At 60.2% G+C, this 13,319-nt stretch carries 9 protein-coding genes; 8 read left to right on the top strand and 1 reads right to left on the bottom strand.

What is annotated here, in order from left to right; genetic code table 11:
- The first annotated feature begins 342 nt into the window (after positions 1–342).
- Positions 343–1,989, top strand: coding sequence for a multiheme c-type cytochrome (locus ACEN83_RS15820; protein ID WP_495577659.1), 1,647 nt, complete (start codon positions 343–345; stop codon positions 1,987–1,989).
- Between the two features lie 599 nt (positions 1,990–2,588).
- Here ACEN83_RS15820 and ACEN83_RS15815 read toward each other — a convergent pair.
- Positions 2,589–6,536, bottom strand: coding sequence for a M10 family metallopeptidase C-terminal domain-containing protein (locus ACEN83_RS15815; RefSeq protein WP_495577658.1), 3,948 nt, complete (start codon positions 6,534–6,536; stop codon positions 2,589–2,591).
- A 488-nt stretch (positions 6,537–7,024) separates the two neighbouring features.
- On the opposite strand from ACEN83_RS15815, the gene ACEN83_RS15810 reads away from it, so the two are divergent.
- Genes ACEN83_RS15810 through ACEN83_RS15780 form a run of 7 tightly spaced genes read left to right on the top strand, consistent with a single transcriptional unit; the run spans position 7,025 to position 13,319 of the window.
- A complete protein-coding gene (locus ACEN83_RS15810; protein WP_495577657.1) occupies positions 7,025–7,702 on the top strand; it encodes a thermostable hemolysin in 678 nt (225 codons plus the stop codon).
- Positions 7,692–9,173: an AMP-binding protein gene (locus ACEN83_RS15805; protein ID WP_495577656.1), complete on the top strand. Its 1,482-nt coding sequence runs from the start codon at positions 7,692–7,694 to the stop codon at positions 9,171–9,173. Before ACEN83_RS15810 ends, ACEN83_RS15805 begins: the two co-directional genes overlap by 11 nt.
- Positions 9,170–9,844, top strand: a complete 675-nt coding sequence (locus ACEN83_RS15800) for an iron-containing redox enzyme family protein (RefSeq protein ID WP_007979163.1) — start codon at positions 9,170–9,172, stop codon at positions 9,842–9,844. Before ACEN83_RS15805 ends, ACEN83_RS15800 begins: the two co-directional genes overlap by 4 nt.
- Positions 9,831–10,640: an SDR family oxidoreductase gene (locus ACEN83_RS15795; protein ID WP_495577655.1), complete on the top strand. Its 810-nt coding sequence runs from the start codon at positions 9,831–9,833 to the stop codon at positions 10,638–10,640. Before ACEN83_RS15800 ends, ACEN83_RS15795 begins: the two co-directional genes overlap by 14 nt.
- Complete coding sequence (locus tag ACEN83_RS15790) at positions 10,637–11,281, top strand: tetratricopeptide repeat protein (protein ID WP_495577654.1); 645 nt, start codon at positions 10,637–10,639, stop codon at positions 11,279–11,281. Before ACEN83_RS15795 ends, ACEN83_RS15790 begins: the two co-directional genes overlap by 4 nt.
- Before the next feature lie 11 nt (positions 11,282–11,292).
- Positions 11,293–11,955, top strand: a complete 663-nt coding sequence (locus ACEN83_RS15785) for a response regulator (RefSeq protein WP_104448176.1) — start codon at positions 11,293–11,295, stop codon at positions 11,953–11,955.
- The gene (locus ACEN83_RS15780; protein WP_495577653.1) at positions 11,952–13,319 is read left to right on the top strand and encodes a sensor histidine kinase; all 1,368 of its coding nucleotides are present in this window, start codon (positions 11,952–11,954) and stop codon (positions 13,317–13,319) included. The genes ACEN83_RS15785 and ACEN83_RS15780 overlap by 4 nt, the downstream gene beginning before the upstream one ends.

Below are 13,319 nucleotides of genomic sequence, written 5' to 3'. Positions count from 1 at the left end.
TCGACTCAAGACGATAAGTGGCCCCCGATTTCGGTGTGAGCGTCCCCACAAACGGGGTGCTATTCCCCAGCGGCATTCACGCCAGCATCAGCACGGCATTTCAACTTTCGACGAATGTTTGCAGGGACCTTCCGCTCTTTGCACATATTTTGTTACAGCGATGGCAGGGTAATTGCTGAGTGGGCTTGTCCCGTTCATGAAAGGTCCGCGTCGGCAAGCTGTGGAGCTGTAAGTACCCCATTGAGTGATTGCATGTAACCATCGGTTTGCATCACGAAATACCCCTGGCGACTCAATAGAAGTACTGCAGTCATCCTCTGCGAACCGTCCAGAGGAAATGCTATGAGCCACTCCAGATCAACGTGTGCACAGTTAGCGCTGCATGGGCTATCGGCCTTGATTGTTCTATGGACGATCAGCGCCGGGTCTTACATGGCAATGTTCAACGTACCGCCAGGCGTCAAGCTGGCTATTGTCGACTTGAACATTTCCCTGGCGACATTGTTCATACCGTTGTTCCTGGCGCTCAAGCCTCTGGCTCGCCGTTTTTTGTTCTTTCTGGCCTGCTTGCTGACGGTGACGCTGGTGGCGGCCGACGAACCCCAGAGCAGTAACAATCCGGGCAATGACAATCAGAGCAATGAGAAGTGGCTGGAGCCGGCACGTTCCAGGCTCATGCATGTGAACGGCGGGATGCCGTTCTTCCCGCACCGGGCCAATACCACCGGTAACCTGGTCTTGAATGTGAAGGACTTCGACAATGCCCAGGTCTGTGGCGCTTGTCATACGGAGATCTACAAGCAGTGGCGCTCGTCGATGATGTCCCAGGCCTGGGATGAACCCATCTATCGGGCCTTGCTCAAGCGTGCGAGTTCGGCCACCGAGGGCAAGGTCGATAACTTCTGCACCGGTTGCCATACACCGATCGGTCTCACGACAGGGCAGATCACTTCGCAAGTCAACCGCTCCTCGGTTGAGGACAGCGCGAAGAACACTCCGATGCCCGGGGTCGATTGCGAAACCTGCCACAACATCAGTGCCCGCACGGGCCTGGACAACGGCGCCTATGTTCTGAGCCCCCGGGCGCACGGCAAGCCGACCAAGTTCGGCCCGCGCAAAGATGCCGTCTCGCCTTATCACGACACGGTGTACTCGGCTTTGCACACCCGCTCGGACTTTTGCGGCACCTGCCACAACGTCACGCACCCGTTCAGCAGCGTGGCGGTGGAGCGCACCTATGACGAATGGCAGGAGAGCACCTACAGCCTTAACGATGTCACCTGCCAGAGCTGCCACATGCCGGGTTTCAAGGGCAAGGCCGCGATCATGGGGCCGGATCGCGAGGAGGTCGCCTCGCATTGGTTCAGCGGGGCCAACGCGATGATGCTCAACCATCTCGGTCAGGATGAGGGCGCACAACGGGCTCGCAACATGCTCGAGCGCGCGGGGGAAATTACCTTCGAGCAATTGCCGGCGGCGATCGTTGCCGGGCAATACACCTCGGTCGCCGTCAAGGTTTCCAATGTCGGCGCAGGGCACAAGCTGCCGACCGGCTTTCCGGAGGGCCGGGAGATGTGGATCGATTTCCGCGTGCAGGATGCCACGGGGCGCGAGATCTACCGGCTGGGCTCGATCAAGGACGGCAAGACCGAAGTCAACACGCGAAACTTCAAGGTGCACATTGGCGACAAGGACGGCAACCCGCTGGACGTCGAGGTCTGGAATGCCACGCAAATTCTCTCGGACAACCGCATTCTGCCCAAGGGCTACGACATCGGGGAGTTCTCCTTCCTGGTGCCGGCCGATGCCGTCGGGCCGCTGACCCTGACGGCCGACCTGAACTACTGGCCGTTTTCGCAGAAGCTGGCCGACTACCTGCTCGGCAAGGACAAGGTGCAGGTGGAAATCACCCGGATGGGCAACGTCACGCAGAGCGTACCCCTGTCGAACAGCCTGCCGGTTGCCGGGGCGGATACGGCGCACTTTTAACCGCTCAGCGTCGGCGGCCCGGGAAACCGTAGGAGCAGCCGGTCGACGCTCGATTGCTGGCGATGGACTCAAGTGCGCTGCGTTCATCCAGGTCACACGCGTTATCGTTAACGACCATCGCAACCTGCGGCAGCTCCTACAAGGTATCGGGTGCGTCTGTAGGAGCTGCCGAAGGCTGCGATCTTTTGATCTCAAGCAATTCCGATTTCGCCAAAAGATCGCAGGCCGCGCCAGCGCCCACAAGGTATCGAATGCACCTGTAGGAGCTGCCGAAGGCTGCGATCCTTTGATCTCAAGCGATTCCGAAACCGCCAAAAGATCGCAGGCTGCGCCAGCGCCCACAAGGTATCGAATGCATCTGTAGGAGCTGCCGCAGGCTGCGATCCTTTGATCTCAAGCGATTCCGAAACCGCCAAAAGATCGCAGGCTGCGCCAGCTCCTACAAGGTATCGGGTGTATCTGTAGATAAAGCCAGCGCCTACGGGAGACTGCGTCCGAGTCCAAACCAGTGCCCCCCCCAAAAAAAAGAAAACCCCGACAAGCACAGGGCTTGTCGGGGTTGCCGGTAACGCAAGACAGATGCAGCCTTCAGCGGTAGATCAGAGAATGATGTCTGTCGCTGCGAGGGTCGTGACGCCTACGAGCTTGATGGCGAACTCGGCCTCGCTGTCCGCATCGGTGTTGCCGTACAACACACTCTCCTGCAACCTCAGTTGCCCGGTTCCGGTGAAGGCAACAGCATTGCCGATGAACGAGAAGGCCTCGTTGCTGAAGCTTGTGCTCGTGATGGCATCCAGTGTCCCGAGGTCGATTTTGTCCTGCCCGCGAACGAAGTCGTTGATGACGTCGGTAATCGCACCGGTCGTCCCCATGTCCGATAGCGACGTGAAGATGAAGGTGTCGTTGCCGGCACCCCCGATCAGCGTATCGTTGCCCGCACCGCCGACAAGAATGTCGTTGCCGGCACCGCCATTGAGCACGTTGGCAACGCTGTTGCCGGTCAGTGTGTTGCCCAGGGCATTGCCGGTGCCGTTGATGGCCGCCGTGCCGGTCAGGATCAGATTCTCGACATTGTCGCTCAGCGCAAAACCGACCGAGCTCTGGATAACATCGGTGCCGGCGCCGGAGTACTCGATCACCTGATCGCCAGCGTTATCGACGATGTAGGTGTCGTTGCCGCGGCCGCCGAGCATCCTGTCGGCACCGGCGCCGCCGGAAATGACGTTGGCGCCGCTGTTGCCGACGAGCTGGTTGTTCAGGGCGTTGCCCGTGGCGTCGATGTTCGCGGTACCGGACAGCGTCAGGTTTTCCACGTTGGCCGACAGCGCGTAGCTCCCTGAGCTGACGACCAGATCGGTGCCGCCCAGGTTCGCTTCAACCACCACGTCGCCACTGTCCTGGACATAATAGGTATCGTTGCCCGCCAGGCCTTCCAGGCGATTGTCCAGTCCGTTACCGATCAGGGTGTCGTTGTAAACGCTGCCAATGGCGTTCTCGATCCGTGCCTCGGTAATCTGGGTCATGCCATCTGTCAGGGCATCCACCAGGTTGGAGCTATCCGCCGCCAGCGTCACGACGGTGCCGAAGCCAAGCTGATCGACAAGGTTGTTGTAATAGCCTTCGTTGCCGGCGGTGACGGCAAAGACCGGCACGATGGCGCTGGCCAGCAGCTTGGCCTTGAGCAGTGCGACCGTCGGGTAGTCTTCGAGCTCCAGCACCGCATCCCCGTCGTTGGCGACATAAGACGTGTCGCCGGCCTTGTGATAGTCGGCATCGGTCATCACCACCGCCACCCGGAAGGAATCGGGGCGGAATCCGAGTTCGGTCTGGCGCACGGCGGCCTGCATCAACGCTTCGATTTGCGACTCCGGCGAGTCGCCGCCACTGCCAATGGTCAGCGTATTGAGTGCATTGACCAGGCTGGTCTGATTGGAGGTCATCGCCAGGTCGGTGCGATAGACGTACTCGCCCTTGTCAATGAAGGAGGCCAGGCCGAAACGGTTGTCAGCCTGAACCGAGGACAGGGTGGACAACACCTGGGGCACCAGCGTCTTCACTTTTGCCACGTCGTCGCCAAACGAGCCGGAGGCGTCCTGGAGGAAGAGCACGTCGAGTGGTACGTCTACCGTGCCGCCGGAAGAGAGCGTCACCATCCGTCCATTGATGTTGCTGGTGCCGCCAGGCGTGAGATCGATGGTCACACCGCCAGTCGTTGCCGAAGCGTCCAGCGTATCGATACCGTTTGAGTCTTCGATCAGGATGGTTCCAGTGGTGCCGGCAACAACGTAGGTATCGTTGCCTGCGCCACCGCTCAGCGTGTCATCGCCGATCGAATCGACCAGACGATCATTGCCCGCATCGCCGTAGAGCTGGTCACTGCCTGCGCCGCCAACGAGGGTGTCATTGCCATCACCGCCGCGCAGGATATTGGCATTGCCGTCACCGGTGAGGGTGTCATCGAATTTGCTGCCTGACAGGTTTTCGATGTTGACCAGCGTGTCGGTACCCGAGCCGCCAGTCACCTGGGCGGCGCCATTGACCGACACCTTCACGCCCGCCGTGGCGCTGGCATAACTGACGGTATCGTTGCCGCTCCCACCATTGATCGTACTGTTGCCCGCGTTGGCGGAGATCAGGTTGTCCAGGGCATTGCCGGTGGCGCTCAAGGCGCCGGTGCCGATCAATGACAGGTTCTCGAGGGTCGTACGGGTGTCGAGGGAAAAGCTGACCGTGCTTTCAACCGTATCCACACCTGAAGTGTCGGTGATGACATCGGTGTTGGTGTCGACGATGTAGAGGTCGTTGCCATCGCCGCCGTTGAGTGTGTCAATCCCGGCGCCGCCATTGAGGGTGTCGTTGCCAGCCAGTCCGTTGAGGATATTGTTGCCGGCAGTGCCCAGCAGCGTATTGTTGCCGGCGTTACCCGTGCCGATCAGCGCGGGCCCGGCCAGTGTCAGGTTTTCCAGCGTGGCGCCGAGGGTGTAATTCAGGTAACTGACCACGGCGTCGGTACCACCGGAACTGGTTTCGGTGATGACATCCGTACTGTCGCGCACCACGTAGGTGTCGTTGCCGGCCCCGCCGATCATCAGGTCTGCACTGGCCCCCCCATCGAGGATATTGGCTGCGGCATTGCCCACGAGGGTGTTGGCGAGGCTGTTACCGGTGCCATTGATGGCGGCGGTCCCGGTCAGCGTCAGGTTCTCGATGGCGGCATAAGTGCCCAGGCTGAAAGTGACCGAAGACTCGATCGAGTCCGTACCGGCCGAATCAACAATGATATCGGTCGTGGTATCGACGACATAGATATCGTTACCGCCGCCGCCATTGAGCGTATCGACGCCGCCTTCACCCCTGAGGGTGTCGTTGCCGTCACCACCGATCAGCACATTGTTGGAAGCATTGCCGATCAACAGGTTGGCGTTGGCATTACCGGTAGCGTTCAGGGCCGTACCGGTCAGCGTGATGTTTTCGACATTCAGCAACGCGGCAATGCTGAAGTTGATACTGCTCTTGACGGTATCGATGCCGCCATTGGCAATCTCGGTGATCTGGTCGCCGGCCGAATCCACGACATAGAGGTCATTGCCGACACCGCCATTGAGCAGGTCGTTACCCGTGCCACCATCGAGGGTGTCATTGCCATTGCCGCCGATCAGGGTGTCGTTGCCGGCCCCGCCCAGGAGGGTGTCATTACCGTCATTGCCAGTGAGGGTGTTCGCCGCACTGTTGCCGGTGATGATGTTGTCGCGCCCGTTGCCCGTGCCATTGATGGCCGATGTTCCGGTCAGGGTGAGGTTGGTCTGATGCGCAGCAAGCGTTGCTGTCACGCTGCTGGAAAGATCCTGGGTGAAATTGACAAGACTGCTCAGTTCGGTCGCACTCATGCCCGTCAGGTAGCCGCTGTTGGTCAGCCCCGCGAGCGAATTGCCGATCACCTGAGCGCCGGCCGTGTTGCTCGCTAGCGCATGGAAATGCATGACCACTTTGGTTTCGCCGGCGGCGAGCGTCAGGTTGTAGCTGCTCTGTGGTTGATCGACAGCGCCGGAGTACTGACTGGTGGCATTGGGTGAACCGGCACCTCCCGACACCACGTGGACGAGATTGGCGTCGGAAAGGTTAGTGCTGCCGACGGCAAACCAGTCATCAGCGGTAGTGCGCAGGGTGTCACCGCTGCTGGTGGCGGTCACCACAGTCCTTGAGTCGTAATAGACGTTGTCCGTCAGTTGAAGATTGACTGACTGCGGGGCACTGCCGGTGTTTTTTACGATTTCCAGCGTGCGGACAAAACCGTCGCCGATATAGGTGGTGCGGGTGAGGGTGATGCCGGTGATGGAATCTGTCGCCGTAACCGTCTGGGTATTGGCAGTGACACTGGCCGATGCCCATGACAGGTATGCCGGCGAACTCGATCCGCCGATGTATAGATTCAGGGAACTGCTGTCCAGGGTATTGGAGTAGAGCGCTGACGTTTTAGCCTGATTCACATTGCCGCGGCTATCGACGGCCCAAGTGTTTCCAGATGCATCCGTGTAGTTCAATGCCATTGCCAATGCTCCTTGCTGTTGAGTCATTCGAGAAGACGGGAATAGGGGACGGATTTATTTTTTTGCCAAGTACTGTGCGCGGTAAAAATCAGTCCGCCGTCCTGATGCATTGCAAGGGGGCTTTGGCGTAGAAGGCTCGAGGCAATGGGCTTGCCGTGAAATCCGGGTTCCTTGGGTTCATCAGGACTTCCATGTTCAAAACGGGGGGGGGGCGGGTTTTCGTCGCCGGGTAAAAGTGGCTGCGAAGAGCGCAGAATATCCCGCCAGATGGCCTTCTGCCATACCCTGACTGGATAACGGTACCTGAATTCGCAAAACGCGGCAGAGGAGAGGGGTTTATGGTTCGGCACTGTGGCGGGTGCGGTCATTGGCGCTTTTTTGCTTTGCTCGCGTAACAGCCCCTGAAGAGAACCGTTTTGTCACCTTCAGACTTCGTTAAGAATTGTCTTTGATACTGCTCCCCAATTGCTCCGGGGAGATGTTTTTCAATGGCCGATTTCAACTGGAACGTTCAGTTGCCCTTGCGCTTTGGCTTGTCCGAAGTACAGCAGATGCATCTTGTCAGGGCCTTGCCGGACGCCCCGCAAAGGTGTGTCTTCGAAGCCTTTATCCAGCAACGGTTTCGCAGGGCCCATGGCGCCGATGTTCGCCACTTCATGCCGGAGCTGTTTGGCATGAGCGATGCGTCCGGCACGCTTTGCGCTGTGGTTGGCGTGCGTCTGGCGAGCAGTGGACCGCTGTTTCTTGAAGGTTATCTGGACGAGGCGATCGATCCACTGATCAGTGTCGCGGCCGACCACACCGTAAGCCGCTCAGCCATCGTCGAGGTCGGCAACCTGGCTGCCAGCGACACCGGCAGCGCGCGGATGAGCATCATCGCCATGACCTACCTGCTGGCCATGGGGGGACTGGAATGGGTCGCCTTCACCGGAAACCTGGGGCTGGTCAATAGCTTTCATCGCCTTGGCTTGAAGCCCGTGACCCTATGTGCTGCCGATCCGGCGCGCCTGGGCGACGACCGCCACGCCTGGGGCAGCTACTACGAAAGCAAACCCTGGGTTCATTTCGGCAATATCCGCTCCGGGTTCATTCATTTGCGCAACATCGGCCTGTTCAGTCGCCTGGGCTTGCCGACCTCCATTGAAGGGGCCTGCCATGTCGCCTGAAATGGAGCATTTCAAACAGACCCTGGGTAATCATGCTGAGCAAAAAGCCAACGCCCTTGCCTTGTGGGACGACCATCGCAAGCTCGACTACGCCACGCTCTATACCGAGGTCATTTATCGTCAGCAGCGCCTGCGCGATGAACGGGTCAGGGTGCTCGCCCTGGCCCTGGACAATGGTAGCGAAGCCCTGCTGTGGGACCTGGCCGCACTGTTCGAGGGTTTGACCTGCGTGGCCTTGCCGCCTTTTTTCAGTCCGGCGCAACGCAAGCATTGCCTGGAGCAAAGCCAGGCCGAGCACGTCATTGCCGAACCGTCATTGCAGGAAGAGCTGCAAGCTGCTGGATATCAGAAGTGCGGCGAGTTCTGGCACCGCACGTTCAGTGGCCCGAACCGGATGCCTGACGGCACCGCGAAGTTGACCTTCACCTCGGGCACCACAGGCACACCCAAGGGCGTGTGCTTGAGTGCCGACAGCATTCTGCGGGTCGCTCGCGAGCTGGACCTGGCCAGCGAACCCACCGACCCGCAACACCACCTGGCGCTGCTGCCGCTGGCCATTTTGCTGGAGAACATCGGTTGTTACGCCGCGCTGTATGCCGGGGCCACCTTGAGCCTGCCCAGCCAGAAAACCCTGGGGATTGCAGGCGCCAGCGGTGTGGAAGTGCCGAAACTGTTGGGGTGCCTGGCCAGCCGGTCCCCCCAGAGCCTGGTCCTGGTGCCGCAGTTGTTGCTGATGCTGGTCGGTGCTGCCGAGCAGAAGGCTTTCGATCCACGGCACTTGCGTTTTGCCGCCGTGGGCGGTGCCCGGGTCAGTGAAGATCTACTGCATCGCGCTGAACGCGTGCGCATACCCGTCTATGAAGGTTACGGGCTGTCCGAGTGCGCATCGGTGGTGTGCCTCAATCGCCCGCAAGCTCGGCGACCCGGCAGTGTCGGACGGCCATTGCCCCATGTGGAGATTCGCCTGGCGGAGGACGGAGAAGTGCTGATCAAGGGGTCAACCTTGCTGGGCTATCTGGGAGAGGCGCCGCACACCGACCAGTGGTGGCCCAGCGGCGATCTCGGCGAGTTCGACGCCGAAGGTTTTCTCTACCTCAAGGGACGCAAGAAGCATCAGTTCGTGACCAGTTTCGGGCGCAACGTGAACCCCGAGTGGGTGGAGGCCGAATTGACCCAGCGCGGGCCTGTCGCCCAGGCCTTCGTCTATGGCGAGGCGATGCCCCACAACCATGCGCTGCTGTGGCCGCATCGCCCGGATTGTACCGACGAACAACTGGCCGCCGCCGTGTCCCAGGCCAACGAGGCCTTGCCCGAGTACGCCCAGGTCCGCCACTGGAGTCGGCTCGACCAACCCTTCACTGCCACCAACGGTTTGCTTACCGCCAATGGCCGGCCCCGCCGTGAAGCCATCATCGAGCGCTACCGGCGGCAATTGACCGAATTTGCATTTTCCGAGGAATCCGCACAATGAGCTTTTTTGACACGTTGCAGCAAGCCACTGAGCAAGAACGCAATGAGCTGTTCAACCTGCCGATCATCCGTGATGCGCTGCAGGGCGACGTCAGCCTGGAAAGTTACCGGGCCTTTCTGGCACAGGCCTATTACCACGTGCGCCATACCGTGCCGTTGATGATGGCCTGCGGTGCGCGCCTGCCTTCGCGCCTGGAATGGCTGCGCAAGGCGGTCTGTGAATACATCGAGGACGAATACGGCCACGAACAATGGGTACTCAATGACATTCAAGCCTGCGGCGGTGACAGGGACGCTGTACGGGACGGGCGCCCGTCATTGCCGATCGAATTGATGGTCAGCTTCCTCTACGACCTGATTGCCCGGGACAACCCGGTGGGACTGTTCGGCATGGTCAACGTGCTTGAAGGCACGAGCATAGCCTTGGCGACCCACGCCGCCGGCAGTATTCGCCAGCGCCTGGACTTGCCCGAAAGCGCGTTCAGCTACCTCAGTTCCCACGGTTCGCTGGATATCGAACACATGCAGACCTACCGTCGATTGATGGACACTCTGGATGACCCGCACGACCAGGCCGCCGTCATTCATGCCTCCAAAGTGGTGTACCGGCTCTACGCCGATATGTTTCGTGGCTTGCCGCGTAACGGGGAGAACCTGCATGCGCCTGTCTGAAGCCCGCGTCGTGTTGACCGGTGCCAGTGGCGGCATCGGCCTGGCCATCGCCACTGCACTGTGCGCCAGTGGTGCCCAGGTGCTGGCCGTGGCTCGTCATCGGGAACCCCTGGTGCCGCTGCTTGAGCGATATCCCGATAATCTGTGTTGGATCCGTGCAGACCTGACATTGCTCTGCGACCGCCGCGAGGTGCTGGCGCGGGCCCAGGGCATCGGCGGCATCAACCTGCTGATCAATGCCGCCGGGGTCAATCATTTCGCCATGCTCGAACAGCTCGACGACAGTGAGATCAATTCGATGCTCGCGGTGAACATCAGTGCGCCGATGTGCCTGACAAAACTGATGCTGCCACTGCTCAAGCAAGCCGACAGTGCCATGGTCGTGAACGTCGGTTCGACCTATGGCTCCATTGGCTACCCCGGCTACGCCAGTTACTGCGCTACCAAGTTTGCCCTGCGCGGGTTCTCCGAAGCCCTGCGCCGAGAGCTGGCGGACACCCGGGTCAGTGTGCTGTACGTCGCCCCGCGAGCGACCCGTACCAGCATGAACAGTCCGGCAGCCCAAGCGCTCAATGATGCGCTCAAGGCCAATGTCGACGATCCGCAAACCGTGGCGGCGGCGGTGACTCACGCCATTGCCGGTGACCGTCGCGACTTGTACCTGGGCTGGCCCGAGCGTTTTTTTGTACGCCTGAACAGCTTCCTGCCCCATCTGGTGGACCGTGGTTTGCGCAAGCAATTGCCACTGATTCGTCGCCTGAGCCAGAAACCCGACCAGGAGAATCTCGAACCATGAAAAAGATCATCGCTTGCCTGCTGCTCGGCGCATTGAGCCAGAGTGCCTGGGCGCTGGATGCTGCCGACCAGCAGCGTCTCAACGGTATCCAGCAAAGCTGGGCGCACATTCAGTACGAGTTGCCGGAGGGACAACGCACTGCGGCTTTTGAAAAGCTGGCCGCCCAGGCTTCGAGCTTCAAGCAGGAACGCCAAACGGTGGCGGAGGCGTGGATCTGGTCTGGCATCGTCACCAGTAGCTGGGCGGGCGCCCAGGGCGGGCTGGGTGCGCTGAGCAAGGTCAAGGATGCCAAGGCCGATCTGGAAAAAGCCCTGGCCCTGGACCCCAAGGCCCTGCAAGGCTCGGCCTATACCAGTCTGGGGGCCCTGTATGACCGCGTACCGGGCTGGCCCATCGGTTTCGGTGATTCGGACAAGGCCGAGCAGTTGCTCAAGCTGGCATTGCAAATAAACCCCAACGGCATCGACAGCCTGTACTTCTGGGGCGATCACCTCTACCGTCAGAAGCGGTATGTCGAAGCCAGGGCAGCGTTGCAAAAAGCCTTGCAGGCTGCGCCCCGACCCGGCCGCGAGAGCGCTGATGCCGGGCGCCGCAAGGAGATCGAAACGCTGTTGGTGGACGTGAACAAGAAACTCGGCTGACAGGAGACCCTGTGCGTTTATTACTCGTAGAGGATGACGTGGCACTCGGCGAGGGCATTCATCAGGCCCTGCGCCGTGAAGGTTACACCGTCGACTGGTTGCAGGACGGCAACAGTGCCTTGCACTCGCTGCTCAGTGAAATCTTTGATCTGGCGGTGCTCGACCTTGGCCTGCCACGCATGGACGGTCTCGAAGTGCTCAGGCGCTTGCGTGACAGCGGCTCCAACCTGCCGGTGTTGATCCTGACGGCGCGCGATGCCACCGAAGACCGCATCGCCGGCCTGGATGCCGGCGCCGATGACTATCTGATCAAGCCTTTCGACCTGGCAGAATTGAAGGCGCGCCTGCGTGCGTTGCTTCGGCGCAGCGCCGGGCGTGGGCAATCGCTGATCGAGCACGCGGGTATCAGCCTGAACCCCGGCACCCAGCAAGTCAGCTACAAAGGCGAACCGGTGGCCCTGACCCCCAAGGAATACCAGTTGCTCCACGAACTGCTCTCGCCACCGGGCCGGGTAATGACTCGCGATCATCTGATGCAGTTGCTGTACGGCTGGAGCGAGGAGGCCGAAAGCAACACGCTGGAAGTGCACATCCATCACCTGCGCAAGAAGCTCTCCACCGACCTGATTCGCACCGTCCGCGGTATCGGTTATCTGGTGGAGGAGCGTCGATGACCTCGATCCGGCGTCGTACCCTGACCCTGATCATCGGCTTGATGCTCGCAGGTCTGGCGGTGATCAGTGTGCTGAACCTGCACGACAGCAACCATGAAATTGCCGAAGTCTATGATGCCCAACTGGCCCAGAATGCTCGCCTGCTGCAAGGCGTCATGCGTATGCCCATGGTGAGCAAGGATCACGCAGACCTGTACAAGGCTTTCAACCAGGCCCTGAACGAGGCGACGCCCAGGGACGATGGGCATCCCTATGAAACGAAGATTGCGTTTCAGGTCTGGAATGCCAGGAATGAAGTGCTGGTGCACACCGCCAGTTCTCCCTCCTTCAGCCAACCCGCGGTCACACCAGGCTTCAGCGATGTAGTCGACCTGAACAACCGGCATTGGCGCGCCTTCCTGCTTGAAGACAAGCAGAACAACCTGCGTATCTGGGTGGGCGAACGGGACGATGTGCGAATGGACCTGGTGGACCGCATCGTACGCCACACCTTGTGGCCCAATATTCTGGGGAGCTTGATACTGGCCGCCATGCTCTGGCTGGCCATCGGTTGGGGATTGAAACCTCTGGTCAACATGGCTGCAACACTGCGGGCGAGGCATCCCGGTTCACTCGAACCCCTGCAATTGACACCGCTGCCTACGGAGCTTGAGCCGATGCAGGCGGCCCTTAACCGAATGCTTGCGCAGATTCAGGAAGTCATGGGACGTGAGCGACGTTTTATCGCCGATGCCGCCCACGAAATGCGCACCCCCCTGGCCGTGCTCAGGGTGCATGCGCAGAACCTGATGGAAGCGGGGAGCGAAGGGGAGCGTCGTGCGTCGCTCGAGCACTTGATTGCCGGAGTGGACCGTACCAGCCGGCTGGTCAATCAATTGCTCACGATGGCCCGTATCGAGCCTAAAGCAGGCGCGCAACCGCCTGTGCCCGTCGATCTGGCAGCCACGGTTCGCGACAGTCTGGTTCAGTTGACGCCCTGGTTGTTGAGCAAGGACCTTGAACTGGTTTTCGATGTCAGCGACAACATCGGCCTTGTGAGGGTCGACCCTGCGGCCATCGACATTGCCTTGAACAACCTGGTCACCAACGCGGCGAACTTCTCCCCCCGGCACGGAGTGATCACGGTAAAACTGGTCGAAAAGAGCAAGGGCTACGAACTGTCTGTCGAAGATGAGGGGCCGGGTATCGATGAGCAGGATCGCGATCGGCTTTTCGAGCGTTTCTATAGTCGCGCAAATGATCAGGGGGCAGGATTGGGGCTGACCATCGTCAAGGCCATTGCGGTTCGCCTGGGTGGACAGATCAAACTGGAGAACCGCATCACTGGCGGGTTACGCGCCACGTTGGAAATTTGTCGCGTTTGA

Source organism: Pseudomonas sp. Pseusp49 (assembly GCF_059491875.1).
The sequence above is the reverse complement of the archived record's forward strand: the minus strand, read 5'-3'. Positions and strand labels throughout refer to the sequence as shown.